The organism is Cellulomonas soli (assembly GCF_013409305.1).
GTDB lineage: Bacteria > Actinomycetota > Actinomycetes > Actinomycetales > Cellulomonadaceae > Cellulomonas > Cellulomonas soli.
Map to the genome: position 1 here is coordinate 4018439 of NZ_JACBZJ010000001.1, position 13915 is coordinate 4032353.

Below are 13915 nucleotides of genomic sequence, written 5' to 3' on the forward strand. Positions count from 1 at the left end.
AACCGGCAAGACGATCAAGCACGATGAACCATCTTGGCATCGACTACTTGGCACACTGTTGAGTTCTCAAGGAACAGACGCGCATCCGCTGAGGCCTTGCGGCCGGCCCGGAGGCTTTGTCGTTCTCAATCTTAGCAGATCTTCTCGGCTTCTTGTCAATTCGCGTTTCTGCGAGACAATCGCTTTCGTTGATCCCTGCTCTGCGATTCACCGGAGCGAATCTCGAGCGGTTCCGAACCATATCCTATCTTTCGGCTGATCGCATTTCCGCGATCGGTCGACCTCCAGGGGCCCGACCCGCGCCTGTTGGCGAGACGCGAAGAGCGCCTCGTACCAAGCATTCGGGGTTGGTCCGCCTGCCGGGACCAGTCACCCGGGCGAGGCCCGCGGTGTCTGTTCCTCCCTGCCGGGCGAACTCCGAGAACATTACGCGGGTGTTGCGGCGGGCGCAAATCGCGGCCGGGTGACTCCTGTCGCCGGCCGTCCCGAGCCCGTGCCGCGCACCGGACGGACCACCCATGGGCCCTGCCGGGTGCCCGGCGACGGAGGCACGGGCACCCGGCAGGCGAGGCCGATCAGGCCTCGGAGTCGACCACGGCCAGCGTGCGCTTGCCGCGGCGGAGCACCGCCCAGCGACCGTGCAGCAGGTCGTCGGCGCCGAGCACCGCGTCCTCGCCGGCGACCCGCTCGTTGTTGACCGACGCGCCGCCCTCACCGATCGCCCGCCGTGCCTCCGCCTTGCTGCGGACGACACCCGTCGCGGCGAGCAGGTCGGAGATGAGGTCCCCCGGGGCCCCCGCTGCGCGGGGCAGCTCCGCGACGGCTGCGGCGAGCGTCGAGGGGTCCAGCTCGCTCAACGAGCCGCGGCCGAACAGCGCGCGGCTCGCCGCCACCACCTTGTCGGCCGCATCGACGCCGTGGACCAACGACGTGATGTCGTGCGCGAGCACCCGCTGGGCCTCGCGCGCAGCGGGTCGCTCGCGCACGGCCTCGGCGAGCTCCTCGATCTGCTCCTGGGTGCGGAAGGTGAAGACCTTCAGGTAGCGGACCACATCGGCGTCCTCGGCGTTGAGCCAGAACTGGTAGAAGGCGTAAGGGCTCGTCATCTGCGGGTCCAGCCAGACCGTGCCCGTCTCCGTCTTGCCGAACTTGGTGCCGTCGGCCTTCGTGATGAGCGGGGTCGTGACCGCGTGCGCCGTGGTGCCCTCGACCTTCCGGATCAGCTCGACACCGGAGAGCAGGTTGCCCCACTGGTCGTTGCCGCCCGTCTGCAGGCTCACGCCGTACCTGCGGTGCAGCTCCAGGAAGTCCATGCCCTGCAGGATCTGGTAGCTGAACTCCGTGAAGCTGATGCCCTGGTCGCTGTTGAGCCGACGCGCCACGGTGTCCTTGGCCAGCATCGTGCCCAGGCGGTAGTGCTGACCCACGTCCCGCAGGAAGTCGATCGCGGACAGCGACGCCGTCCAGTCAAGGTTGTTCACCATCGTGGCCGGGTTCGGGCCGTCGAAGCGCAGGAGCGGTGCGATCTGCGCGTGGATCCGGTCCACCCAGCCCCGGACGACCTCCGGCTCGTTGAGCGTGCGCTCACCGGTCATCTTCGGGTCGCCGATCAGGCCCGTCGCGCCGCCCACCAGACCGAAGGCCCGGTGCCCGGCGTCCTGGAAGCGACGCACGGTGAGGATCTGCACGAGGTTGCCGATGTGCAGGCTCGGCGCGGTCGGGTCGAAGCCGCAGTACAGACCGACCGGACCTGCGTCGAGCGCGGTGCGCAACGCGTCGAGCTCGGTCGACTGCGCGATCAGACCGCGCCAGGCCAGCTCGTCGAGGATGTGGTTCACAGGGAGATCTCCAGGGTGGTGTCGTCGGGCCGCAGCGGCGGCCGCAGGCGTGCGGGTCGCGTCAGGCCGACGTCGTCGCCCCTCGCGGGGCGTCTACCGACGCCGGCGACCGATAGGCGGGCCGGTACGCAGACACGGTGCTCTCGCTCGTCAGCCAGTAGCGCCACGGGTGGGTGCCACCGTCACCGCCCGCGCCCGAGACCCCGACACGCGGTCCGCTGGCGTGCGGGGGGCGGACCGCCTGCTCGCGGCGGTGCAGCACGACGGCGCCACCCGCCTCGGTCAGGTCCGCACCGTTGGCACGCAGGTCCAGGCCGAGGCACACGGCCAGACGCGCGGGGCCGCGCGCGAGCTGACGGTCGGAGTCGACCACACCGACCTGCTCACGGCGGTGGCGCGCCAGGTCGGCGCCCTCGACCACCTCGGCGGCGCGCAGCAGCACCGCTGCAGGTCGACCGGTCGGCTCGGCCACCACGTTCAGGCAGTGGTGCAACCCCAGGTGCCGGTAGACGTACAGGCGACCCGGCTCGGCGAACATCACCGCGTTGCGGGCCGTACGGCCGCGGAACGCATGAGACCCCGGGTCGGTGGCCCCGCCGTAGGCCTCGACCTCGGTCAGCCGGACGGTGACGTCACCCTCGGACGAGCGCGCCGTGACGTAGGCGTCGAGCAGGTTGAGCGCCACCTCGTGCACGTCGCGGGCGTACCAGACGCGCGCCGGCACGGCCATGACGGCACCCGGGGTCGCCGCGTCGGGCACCCCCGGGGGCATCGGCTGCTCGCGGGTCACAGGCCCATCCTGCCGCACCGGCCCCCGGACCCGCCCGGTACGGCCGCGACCTGGTCACGCCGGCGCCCGCGACCGCCGGACCCGCGAGCGCAGGCCACCTCGAGCACCGGAGGTCGCGCGGCGGCACTCCCTCAGGAGGACGTGCCGGTGATGCGGCCCAGGGCGTCGAGACGGACGTCGGCACGCTGCGCGGTCCGCTCGGCGGCGAAGTGCCGGGCCTCGTCCTCCATCCACGTCAACCACTGCGGTCGGGCGCCCTCACCGTCGCGGTCCAGCCCTCGACGCAGGCGCAGGTCTCGTGGCGCCTCGACCCAGACGCGCAGCGAGACGACCGGGTCGCACGCCCGTCGAGCCGCACCGCACCCCTCGAGCACCAGCACCGCCGGGACGGGGACGTCGACCCACTCGGCGAAGGCACCCGTCGGCCAGTCGAAGCGTTGGAACCGGCCCGCGCGACCGCGCCGGACCGGCTCGAGCACCTGGGCCGTCAGGCGTGGCCACAACGAACCCTCAAGCCCGGACCACCCGGCGTAGAGGTCGTCCAGGTGCACGGCCTCGACCGCGCAGCCCTGCGCCCGCAGGTGCTCGGCCAGTCGCGCCGCCGTGGTCGTCTTGCCCGAGCCGGCGGGGCCGTCGATGCAGACGAGCCGGGTGCGACCCAGACGTGGCCGTGAGGCATGCACCCGGTCCGAGAGCACGCCCGGTGTCGCCGCGGCGTCGAGCCCCGCCATGCCGTCTCCTGTCGTCGACTCCCCCGGCGCCCGCCCGTCGAGCGGGACGCCGGGGACCAGTGTGCCGGTCGACGGGCTGGGGGCCGCGGCTCCGGTGCGCCTGAGCTCAGACGCGGAACGCCGACACGAGATCGTCGAGCCGGCCGAAGCCCGAGGACAGCTCGGTCACGACCACGCTCTCCTGCTCGAGCTCACGGGAGGTGGTCGCGGTCGAGTCCGCGACAGAGGACGTCCTGCTCGCGATCTCCCCGACACCCGATGCCGCCTCGGCGACACCCCGGGACATCTCCGCCGTCGTCGCGGTCTGCTCCTCGACCGCCGCCGCGATCGTCGACTGGTAGCTGCTGATCGCCGCGATGATCTCGGTGATCCGGCCGATCGAGTCGACCGCCGCCGTCGTGTCCGCCTGGATCGCGTCGATCCGACGGCCGATCTCCTCGGTCGCCCGGGCTGTCTCCCCCGCGAGCTCCTTGACCTCGCCCGCCACGACCGCGAAGCCCTTGCCCGCCTCGCCCGCGCGTGCCGCCTCGATCGTCGCGTTGAGGGCCAGCAGGTTCGTCTGCTCCGCGATGCTCGTGATCAGCCGCAGCACCGTGCCGATCTGCACGGAGGACTCGCCGAGCCTGCCGACCGTGGCGACCGCCTCACCGGCCACGCCCGAGGCGTCGGCAGCGACCTTGACGGCCTCGCTCGTGCTGCTCGCGATCTCCCGGATCGAGGCACCCATCTGCTCCGCGCCCGCAGCGACGGCCTGTACCGTCACCGAGACCTGACCGGCAGCGGACGCGACCGCCTGCGCCTCCTGCTCCATCCGACCGGAGGTGGAGGTCAGCTCCCGGTTGCCGTCCGCAAGGGCACGGGCACCACCGGACAGGGCGCCGACCTCGTGCGTCACGCCACCCAAGGACGCACGCAGGGCATCCAGACCCGAGTCGAGGGCCCGGCCCGCCACGCCGATCTGGTCGGCGTTGTCCAGGCGCGAACGCACCGTCAGGTCACCGCGCTCGACGGCCAGCGCGACCGTGACCATCCGGTCCAGCTCGCGGGTCATGGAGCGCGACCCGACCCGCGCCAACGAGAACCCGACGACGGCCGCGACGACCGCGAGCACCAGGAGCCAGGTCCGGGTCGAACGGGCCTGCTCCGTGAGCGCGGCGGCATCGCCGGACACGCGGGTCATCGCGTCGATGCCGCGCAGGGCCACGACGACGGTCGTACCGAGCAGGACCACCATCACCGTGGCCAGCATGGCGACCTTGGCGCGCACACCCCGATCGGCGAACCAGCGTTGCACCCCGTTGAGCTCCGCCGAGTACGGCGGGACGTCGGGCTGGGACGGTGTGCGGACGGACGTGCTGCGGGCTGGGATGCCCATCGGTCGCTCCTCGGAGGTCCGGTCGCACCGACGGCTCCCCCACCGATGCTGTTCAGAGCCCGATCGGCTCGTCCGGACCTCCGAGGAGGGGACTCAGGTCCCGGTCCAGGAACGCAGGTCCGCGGCCCGCTGCCCGGCCGCCACCAGCTGCTCGGCCACGCGCGCGGGTGCGGTGCCACCGCTCGCGTCACGGGAGGCCAGCGAACCTTCGACCGAGAGCACCTGGCGGACCGCCGGGGTCAGGTGCTCGGAGACAGCCGCGAGCTCCTCGTCCGTGAGCTCCCACAGCTCGATCGCGGGCTGGTGCTCCTCGCAGGCCCGCACGCACGCACCGGCGACCTCGTGCGCGACCCGGAACGGCACACCCTGCCGGACCAGCCACTCGGCGATGTCGGTGGCCAAGGAGAACCCCTGCGGGGCGAGGGCCGCCATGCGCGCGGTGTCGAACGTGAGCGTGGCGACCATGCCGGCGAACGCGGGCAGCAGGACGGTGAGCTGGTCGACCTGGTCGAAGACCGGCTCCTTGTCCTCCTGCAGGTCACGGTTGTACGCGAGCGGCAGGCCCTTGAGCGTGGTCAGCAGACCCGTGAGGTCACCCACGAGCCGGCCCGCCTTGCCGCGCGCGAGCTCGGCGACGTCCGGGTTCTTCTTCTGCGGCATGATGCTCGACCCCGTGGAGTAGGCGTCGTGCAGCCGCACGAAACCGAACTCCTTGGTCGACCAGAGCACGACCTCCTCGGCCAGCCGCGAGACGTCGACCGCGAGCATGGCGGCCACGAACGCGAACTCGGCCACGACGTCACGCGAGGCCGTGCCGTCGATCGAGTTCTGCACGGGGCCGTCGAAGCCCAGCTCGGCGGCCACCGCGGCCGGGTCGAGGCCGAGCGACGAACCGGCCAGGGCACCCGAACCGTAGGGAGAGAGTGCCGCGCGACGGTCCCAGTCGACCCAGCGCTCGACGTCGCGCAGCAGCGGCCAGGCGTGAGCGAGCAGGTGGTGCGCCAGGAGCACGGGCTGGGCGTGCTGCAGGTGCGTGCGCCCGGGCATCGGCGCGTCGCCTGCCGCCGCGGCCTGCGCGACGAGCGCGTCCACGACGTCGAGGACCAGGCCCGCGAGCGTGCGCGACTGCGTGCGCAGGTACATGCGCACGAGCGTGGCGATCTGGTCGTTGCGCGAGCGGCCCGCACGCAGCTTGCCGCCCAGGTCGGTGCCGGCGCGTTCCAGCAGGCCGCGCTCGAGCGCGGTGTGCACGTCCTCGTCGTCCGGGGTCGGCCCGAACGCACCCGAGGCCACGTCGGATCGCAGCGCCTCGAGGGCGCCGACCATGCGGGCCACCTCGTCGTCCGAGAGCAGCCCGGCGGCGTGCAGGACGTGCGCGTGCGCCACTGAGCCGGTGATGTCGTGGTCCGCGAGGCGCCAGTCGAAGTGCGTCGAGCGGGACAGGTCGGCCAGGGCGGCCGCCGGACCCGAGGCGAACCGCCCGCCCCACAGGGCGAGCGGTCCGGCCTCGGAACCCGACGTGCCGTCAGGCGCGGGGACCTGCTGGTCAGGCACCGGTGATCCCGCCCTGGTCGCCCAGGTCGACGCCGTTGCCGAAGCGCACGTCGCGCGCCGCGGCCAGCTTCGAGCTCAGGCCGTAGATCTCGATGAAGCCCTTGGCCGCGGCCTGGTCGAACGTGTCGCCCGTGTCGTAGGTCGCCAGGTTGAAGTCGTACAGGCTCGCGTCGGAGCGGCGACCCGTGACCGTGGCGCGGCCGCCGTGCAGCACGAGGCGCACGTCGCCCGAGACGTAGCGCTGGGTGTCGTCGACGAACGTGTCGAGCGACTTCTTCAGCGGGGAGAACCACTGGCCGTCGTAGACCAGCTCGGTCCAGCGCTGCTCGACCTGGCGCTTGAAGCGGGCCTGCTCGCGCTCGACGGTGACGTTCTCCAGCTCCTGGTGCGCGGCGATGAGGGCGATCGCACCGGGGGCCTCGTACACCTCACGGGACTTGATGCCCACGAGGCGGTCCTCGACGATGTCGATCCGGCCGACGCCCTGCGCACCCGCACGGCGGTTCATCTCCTGGATCGCCTGCAGGGGCGTGACCGGCACGCCGTCGAGCGCGACCGGGACGCCCTGCTCGAACGTGATGACGACCTCGTCGGCGACCGGCGGGAAGGTCGGGTCGTCGGTGTAGGTGTAGACGTCCTTGGTCGGGGCGTTCCAGATGTCCTCGAGGAAGCCCGTCTCGACGGCGCGGCCCCACACGTTCTGGTCGATCGAGAACGGGTTGTGCTTCGTGGTGGCGATCGGCAGCTTGTGCTTCTCGGCGAACTCGATCGCCTTGTCGCGCGTCAGCGCCAGGTCACGCACGGGGGCCAGGCAGGTCAGGTCGGGCGCCAGCGAGGTGATCCCGACCTCGAAGCGCACCTGGTCGTTGCCCTTGCCGGTGCAGCCGTGGGCCACGGTCGTCGCGCCGAACTGGCGGGCGGCGCGCACCAGGTGCTTGACGATCACCGGACGCGACAGGGCAGAGACCAGCGGGTAGCGGTCCAGGTACATGCCGTTCGCCTTCAGGGCAGGCATGCAGTACTCGGTCGCGAACTCGTCGCGGGCGTCGGCGACGTAGGCCTCGACCGCACCGCAGTCGAGGGCACGCTGACGGATGACCTGCAGGTCCTCGCCGCCCTGGCCGACGTCGACCGCCACGGCGATCACCTCGGCGCCCGTGGCCTCGGCGATCCAGCCGATGCCGACGGAGGTGTCCAGACCGCCGGAGTACGCGAGGACGACGCGCTCAGTCATGGGGTAGCTCTCTCTTCTTCGGTAGGTGGGTTCAGTCTGTCGAAGCCGCCACGTCCGGGCTCGCCGGACACGGCGACGCGGGTCATCCGCTCGCGAGGGCGAGGAAGCGTGCCGCGAGCGCGGCGCCTGCCGCCCCGGCCGGCTCCTCGGTGTCGCGGGCGATCACCAGGATCGTGTCGTCGCCGGCGATCGTGCCGAGCACGGCCGGCAGGATCGAGTGGTCGATCGCCGAGGCGAGGAACTGCGCACCGCCCGGAGGTGTGCGCAGCACCACGAGGTTGCCCGAGGCCTCGGCGGTGACCAGCAGCTCGGCGCACAGCCGGGCGAGCCGGCTCGCGAGGAACTCGGCGTCCGCCCCCGGGGTGGCCGGGACGGAGCCCTCGGAGGGCACGGAGTAGGCCAACGCACCGGACGACATGCGCACCTTCACGGCGCGCAGCTCGACGAGGTCGCGCGAGAGCGTCGCCTGCGTCACCGACACGCCCTCGGCGGCCAGCAGCTCGGCGAGCTCGGCCTGCGAGTGCACCGGGCCGCGCGTGAGCAGCCCCCGGACGAGCGCGTGCCTCGCGGCCTTGGTCGTCGGCGCGGTGGAGGCCGTCGCGTGGGCCGGGGTCGGCGTGCTCACGATCGCTCCAGCACGAACGCCAGCAGGGCCTTCTGGGCGTGCAGGCGGTTCTCGGCCTCGTCCCACACCACCGACTGCGGGCCGTCGAGCACCTCTGCGGTGATCTCCTTGCCCCGGTAGGCGGGCAGGCAGTGCAGCACGATCGCGTCGGGCCGGGCCAGGGCCATCGCGGCCGCGTCCACCCGGAACGGCACGAACGGGGTCTCCCGCTCGGCCGCCTGGTCCTCCTGACCCATCGACACCCAGGTGTCGGTCGCCACGACGTCCGCTCCGGCGACCGCCTCGGCGAGCTCGTGCGTCACCGTCACCGAACCGCCCGTACCCGCCGCGATGCGCGCGGCGTCGGCGACGATCGACGCGTCGGGCAGGTAGCCCTCGGGGGTGCCGATGCGCACGTGCAGGCCCGCTGTCGCCCCGCCGAGCAGGTAGGAGTGCGCCATGTTGTTCGACCCGTCGCCCACGTAGGCGAACGTCTGACCGGCCAGCGCACCCACACCCCCGCGGTGCTGGGCGATCGTCAGCAGGTCCGCGAGGACCTGGCACGGGTGGAAGTCGTCGGTCAGCGCGTTGACCACCGGGACACCGGCCGTGGCCGCCATCTCCTCGATCCGCGACTGGGCGTGCGTGCGCCACACGATCGCGGCGACCTGGCGGCCCAGGACCCGAGCGGTGTCGGCGACGGACTCGCGCGAACCGATCTGGGCGAGCGCCCCGTCGACCGCGAGCGGGTATCCGCCGAGCTCGGCGATCCCGGTGGTGAACGACACCTGGGTGCGCAGCGTCGGCTTGTCGAAGATCACGGCCACCGCACGCGGCCCCGCCAGCGGCGTCCGGATGAACCGGTCGTCGCGGAAGGCAGCGGCGAGCTGGAGGACCTCACGCTGCTCGCGGGGGGTCAGATCGTCGTCACGCAGGAAGTGACGCGCCATCAGGACCCACCCCCCTCGAGGCCGCGGACAGACGAGCCGTCACGCAGGAAGTGACGCGCCATCAGGACCCACTCCCCTCGAGGCCGCGGACAGACGAGCCGTCACGCAGGAAGTGACGCGCCATCAGTGGTCCTCCCCCAGGTCGTGCGGCAGGGCCGCGAGGAAGTCGACGAACACGCCGGCCTGGTCGTCGGTGAGCACGTACGGCGGGGCGAGCCGCAGCGTGGTCGGGGTGCACGGGTTGACGATGAGACCCGCCGCCAGCGCGTCGGATGCGACCTGGGCGGCCACCGGGCGAGCCAGCTCGATGCCGACGAGCAGCCCCTCCCCGCGCACCTCCACGACCAACGGGTGGTGCAGGGCACGCACGCGTTCGCGCAGCCGGGCGCCGAGCGCGGTCACGTGGGCGAGCAGCCCGTCGCGCTCGATCACCGCGATCGTCGCGAGCGCCGCCGCGGCGGCCACCGGGTTGCCGCCGAACGTCGTGCCGTGCTGGCCGCGGTGCAGGAGCGTCGAGGTGCGCTCGCCGTACGTCACGAGCGCGCCGACCGGGAAGCCACCACCGAGGCCCTTGGCGAGCGTGACGGCGTCCGGCACGATGCCGCCGCCGATGGCGGGCTGCTGGTGGGCGAGCCACGTACCGGTCCGGCCCATGCCGGTCTGCACCTCGTCGAGGATCAGCAGGGCACCGTGCTGCGCGGTCAGCTCCCGCGCGAGCGCGAGGTACCCGGTCGGCAGCGGTCGCACACCGGCCTCGCCCTGGATCGGCTCGACGAACAGGGCAGCGACCTGCGCGCCTGTGCCGTCGGCGAACGCCGCCCGGAGCGCGTCGGTGTCGCCGAACGGGAGGAACTCGACCCCGCCGGGCAGCGGCTCGAACGGTTCGCGGTAGGCAGCCTTGGACGTCAGTGCGAGGGCGCCCATGGAGCGGCCGTGGAACGCGCCCTCCAGCGCGAGGATCCGTGGCCGCGCGGGTCCGCCGTTGCGCCGGGCGAGCTTGAAGGCTGCCTCGTTGGCCTCGGTACCGGAGTTGGTGAAGAACACCCGGGAACCCTCGGGGGCGGCGGCCAGCGCGAGGAGGCGTTCGGCCAGGGCGATCTGCGCGGGGCTCGCGAACAGGTTGGACACGTGACCGAGCGTGCCCAGCTGGGCGCTGATCGCCGCGGTCAGCGTGGGGTGCGCGTGCCCGAGGCAGTTCACGGCGATGCCGCCGAGCAGGTCGAGGTAGCGGCGCCCGTCGGCGTCCCACACGTAGGGCCCCTCGCCGCGCACGAGGACCCGCTGCGGCGCACCGAAGGTGTCCATGACGGCGTGCGTGTAGCGGTCCGTCCACTCGGCCACGGAGCCGGCCGTCACGGGGACGGGCACGTTCGCGTCCGTGTCGGCGGTCAGGCGGTGCCGGGCGACCGGGGCGGTCGCCGCGCTCTCGCCTGCGGTCGGGGTCGTCACGATGCCTCCTGCGGGCTGGTCGTCCCGAGGACGGGATGGGCGGGATGGGCGGGATGGACGGAATGGACGGGATGGACGACGGGGATCGGCGCGGTGAACGGCGCGTCGGGAGACTCCTCGTCGGGCAGCACCATCGTGCCGACGCCGTCGGAGGTGAACACCTCGACGAGGATCGAGTGCGCCGAGCGGCCGTCGATGACGTGCGCCCGGCCGACGCCGCCCTCGACGGCCCGCCAGCAGGCCTCCATCTTGGGCCGCATCCCGGCGTCGAGCGACGGCAGGAGGCCCGCCAGCGCGGAGGCCCGGATGCGGCGCACGAGCGAGGACCGGTCGGGCCAGCTCGAGTACAGGCCCTCGACGTCGGTCAGGACGATCAGCTTGCGCGCGCCGAGGGCGACCGCGAGCGCGGCTGCCGCGGTGTCCGCGTTGACGTTGAGCACCTGGGTCGGGTCGTCGATGTCCGGGGCGACGGTCGACACCACGGGGATGCGACCGGCGTCGAGCAGGTCGAGCACCGCACCGGGGTTGACCTGCACGACGTCGCCGACCTGGCCGACGTCCACCTCGACGCCGTCGACGACGACGGTGCGCCGACGGGCCTGGAACAGGCCGCCGTCCTCGCCGGACAGGCCGACGGCGTGCGGTCCGTGCGCGTTGAGCAGGCCGACCAGCTCGCGGGAGACCTGACCGGTGAGGACCATGCGCACGACGTCCATCGCCTCGGGCGTCGTCACGCGCAGACCGCCACGGAACTCGCTGACGATCCCGAGGCGGTCGAGCATGGCGTTGATCTGCGGGCCGCCGCCGTGCACGACGACGGGACGCAGGCCGACCTGCCGGAGGAAGACCATGTCCTCGGCGAACGCGCGCTTGAGGTCGTCGTCGACCATCGCGTTGCCGCCGTACTTGACGACCACGAGCGCCCCGGAGAACTTCTGCAGCCAGGGCAGCGCCTGGACGAGCACCTCGGCCTTCTGGTCGGGACGCAGGTCGGTGCGGGTGTCGAAGACGAAGTCCTCGTGCACGGCCGTCGCGGGCCGCTCGCTGCTGCCGTGCTGGCTCATGTGGAGTACGCGCTGTTCTCGTGGACGTAGTCGTGCGTGAGGTCGTTGGTCCACACGGTGGCGGTGGACGTGCCCGCGTGCAGGTCGATCTCGACGCGCACCTCGCGTGCGGCGGCGAGGTCGACGAGCTCACGCGGTTCGCCGACGCCACCGGCCCGGCAGACCTGGACGCCGTTGATCGACACGTCGAGCAGGGCGGGGTCGAACGGTGCGACCTGCTCGGGCACGGTGCCGGCGGCCGCCAGCACCCGCCCCCAGTTGGGGTCGTTGCCGAAGACGGCGGCCTTGAACAGGTTCGAGCGGGTGACCGCGCGGGCCACGGCGACGGCCGCGTCCTCGCTGGTCGCACGGTGCACGGTGACCGCGATGTCGTGGCTGGCGCCCTCCGCGTCGCCGACGAGCAGGCGCGCCAGCCGTGTGCACACCTCGGTGACGGCCCCGGCGAGGTCGTCGGGGGCGACCTCGACGCCGGACGCGCCCGAGGCGAGCAGCAGGACGGTGTCGTTGGTCGACATGCAGCCGTCGGAGTCGACGCGGTCGAACGTCGAGCGGGTCGCCGCACGCAAGGCGCGGTCGGCGTGCGCCGCGGTGACGACCGCGTCGGTGGTCAGGACCACGAGCATCGTCGCCAGGCCGGGGGCGAGCATGCCCGCACCCTTGGCCATGCCGCCTACGCTCCAGCCGTCGCGCTGCACCGAGACCGACTTGGCGACGGTGTCGGTCGTCATGATCGCCACGGCGGCGTCCGGCCCGCCGTCGGCGGACAGCCCGGCCGCGGCGGCGTCGGCACCGGCGAGCAGCAGGTCCATCGGCAGCCGCTCGCCGATGAGCCCGGTGGAGCACACGAGGACGTCGCCGGCCGACACGGCGAGGGCGTTCGCCACGTGCTCGGCGGTGCGATGGGTGTCGGCGAAGCCCTCCGGGCCGGTGCACGCGTTGGCGCCGCCGGAGTTGAGCACGACCGCCGAGGCGATGCCGTCGGTGACCGCCTGCCGCGACCACACCACGGGGGCGGCCACCACACGGTTCGAGGTGAAGACGCCGGCGGCCACCTGCAGCGGGCCGTCGTTGACGACGAGCGCGAGGTCGGGCCGGCCGGAGGCCTTGAGCCCGGCGGTCACGCCCGTGGCACGGAAGCCGGCGGGGGCGGTCACACCCTGGTCGGCGGGGCGGGCGGGGACGGTGACGGTGCTCACGGTGCTCACGGGGCGACCCCCTCGGTCGGCAGGCCGAGCGTCTCGGGCAGGCCGAGCGCCAGGTTGAGGGACTGCACGGCGGCGCCCGCCGTGCCCTTGACGAGGTTGTCGAGCGCGGTCACGGTCACGACGCGCCCGGCGGCGGCGTCGACCGCGACCTGCACGAGTGCGGTGTTGGCGCCCGCGGTCGCGGCCGTGGTCGGCCACTGGCCCTCGGGCAGCAGGGTGATGAACGGCTCGTCGGCGTAGGTCTGCTCCCACGCGGCACGAACGGCCGCGGGGTCGGTGCCGGGCACGAGCCGTGCGGTCGCGGTCGCGAGGATGCCGCGCGACATGGGCACGAGCGTCGGGGTGAACGAGATCGTGACGTCGGCGGCGCCCGCGGAACGCAGGTTCTGCTGGATCTCGGGGATGTGCCGGTGCGTGCCGCCGACCGCGTAGGGCTGGGCGTTGCCGAGCGCCTCGGAGGCGAGCAGGTGCGTCTTGAGCGAGCGTCCGGCGCCCGAGTACCCGTTGGCGAGCACCGCGACGAGGTCGACCGGCTCGATCACCCCGGCGGCGATGCCGGGCTGCAGGCCGAAGGTGACGGCGGTGACGTTGCAGCCGGGTACCGCGATCCGCCGCGTGCCGGCCAGCTGCGTGCGCTGGGCGGCGGCGGTGCGCTCGCCCGGGTGGAGCAGCTCGGGCATGCCGTACGGCCAGGTGCCGGCGTGCGGGCTGCCGTAGAACGCCTCCCATGCGGCGGGATCGACGAGCCGGTGGTCGGCGCCGAGGTCGATGACGACCGCGTCGTCGCCGCGCTCGGCGAGTGCCGCGGCGACCTTGCCGCTGGCCCCGTGCGGCAGGGCGAGGACGACGACGTCGTGGCCGGCGAGTGCCTCGACGCCGGTCGGCTCGAGGACGCGGTCGGCCAGCGAGCGCAGGTGGGGCTGGTGCTCCCCGAGGCGGGTTCCGGCGTTGGCGTGGGCGGTGAGCGTGCCGATGCGGGCCTCGGGGTGACCCAGCAGGAGGCGCAGGGCCTCGCCGCCGGCGTACCCGCTCGCACCTGCGACGGCGACGGAGAAGGACATGTGCATGAACATACACCCGAATGCACGAAGATACGACCGCCGGTCGGGATGACGCACCAG

General features: G+C 73.0%; 12 protein-coding genes. All 12 read right to left on the bottom strand.

Going from position 1 to position 13915, the window contains the following annotated elements:
* Positions 1-575: 575 nt before the first annotated feature.
* Positions 576-1838, bottom strand: coding sequence for a tyrosine--tRNA ligase (gene tyrS, locus BKA22_RS18330; RefSeq protein ID WP_146952388.1), 1263 nt, complete (start codon positions 1836-1838; stop codon positions 576-578).
* A gap of 61 nt (positions 1839-1899) precedes the next feature.
* The gene (locus BKA22_RS18335; protein WP_146952433.1) at positions 1900-2610 is read right to left on the bottom strand and encodes a DNA-3-methyladenine glycosylase; all 711 of its coding nucleotides are present in this window, start codon (positions 2608-2610) and stop codon (positions 1900-1902) included.
* Positions 2611-2759: 149 nt separating this feature from the next.
* Entirely contained in the window at positions 2760-3359 is a 600-nt protein-coding gene (locus BKA22_RS18340; RefSeq protein WP_146952387.1) for a uridine kinase family protein, read from the bottom strand.
* 106 nt (positions 3360-3465) lie between these two features.
* Positions 3466-4734: a methyl-accepting chemotaxis protein gene (locus BKA22_RS18345; protein WP_223203508.1), complete on the bottom strand. Its 1269-nt coding sequence runs from the start codon at positions 4732-4734 to the stop codon at positions 3466-3468.
* A 93-nt stretch (positions 4735-4827) separates the two neighbouring features.
* Positions 4828-6288 carry an argininosuccinate lyase gene (gene argH / locus BKA22_RS18350; RefSeq protein WP_146952386.1) on the bottom strand — a complete coding sequence of 487 codons (1461 nt, stop codon included), beginning with the start codon at positions 6286-6288 and terminating at the stop codon, positions 4828-4830.
* Entirely contained in the window at positions 6281-7522 is a 1242-nt protein-coding gene (locus BKA22_RS18355) for an argininosuccinate synthase (protein ID WP_146952385.1), read from the bottom strand. Before BKA22_RS18355 ends, argH begins: the two co-directional genes overlap by 8 nt.
* An 82-nt stretch (positions 7523-7604) precedes the next feature.
* Positions 7605-8147, bottom strand: coding sequence for an arginine repressor (locus BKA22_RS18360; protein ID WP_146952384.1), 543 nt, complete (start codon positions 8145-8147; stop codon positions 7605-7607).
* On the bottom strand, positions 8144-9076 hold the full coding sequence (argF, locus tag BKA22_RS18365) for an ornithine carbamoyltransferase (protein WP_146952383.1): 933 nt from the start codon (positions 9074-9076) through the stop codon (positions 8144-8146). Before argF ends, BKA22_RS18360 begins: the two co-directional genes overlap by 4 nt.
* 123 nt (positions 9077-9199) lie before the next feature.
* Entirely contained in the window at positions 9200-10468 is a 1269-nt protein-coding gene (locus BKA22_RS18370) for an acetylornithine transaminase (protein ID WP_218867503.1), read from the bottom strand.
* Positions 10469-10521: 53 nt separating this feature from the next.
* Positions 10522-11589, bottom strand: coding sequence for an acetylglutamate kinase (gene argB / locus BKA22_RS18375; protein WP_223203507.1), 1068 nt, complete (start codon positions 11587-11589; stop codon positions 10522-10524).
* Positions 11586-12794, bottom strand: a complete 1209-nt coding sequence (argJ, locus tag BKA22_RS18380; RefSeq protein WP_223203506.1) for a bifunctional glutamate N-acetyltransferase/amino-acid acetyltransferase ArgJ — start codon at positions 12792-12794, stop codon at positions 11586-11588. The genes argB and argJ overlap by 4 nt, the downstream gene beginning before the upstream one ends.
* Positions 12791-13855, bottom strand: coding sequence for an N-acetyl-gamma-glutamyl-phosphate reductase (argC, locus tag BKA22_RS18385; RefSeq protein WP_218866730.1), 1065 nt, complete (start codon positions 13853-13855; stop codon positions 12791-12793). The genes argJ and argC overlap by 4 nt, the downstream gene beginning before the upstream one ends.
* Positions 13856-13915 lie beyond the last annotated feature (60 nt).

Coding starts and splice junctions, on each gene's coding strand:
- BKA22_RS18335 (WP_146952433.1), bottom strand. CDS start 2,610: ATGCCCCCGGGGGTGCCCGACGCGGCGACCCCGGGTGCCGTCATGGCC.
- BKA22_RS18340 (WP_146952387.1), bottom strand. CDS start 3,359: ATGGCGGGGCTCGACGCCGCGGCGACACCGGGCGTGCTCTCGGACCGG.
- BKA22_RS18345 (WP_223203508.1), bottom strand. CDS start 4,734: ATGGGCATCCCAGCCCGCAGCACGTCCGTCCGCACACCGTCCCAGCCC.
- BKA22_RS18355 (WP_146952385.1), bottom strand. CDS start 7,522: ATGACTGAGCGCGTCGTCCTCGCGTACTCCGGCGGTCTGGACACCTCC.
- argF (WP_146952383.1), bottom strand. CDS start 9,076: ATGGCGCGTCACTTCCTGCGTGACGACGATCTGACCCCCCGCGAGCAG.
- argB (WP_223203507.1), bottom strand. CDS start 11,589: ATGAGCCAGCACGGCAGCAGCGAGCGGCCCGCGACGGCCGTGCACGAG.
- argC (WP_218866730.1), bottom strand. CDS start 13,855: ATGTCCTTCTCCGTCGCCGTCGCAGGTGCGAGCGGGTACGCCGGCGGC.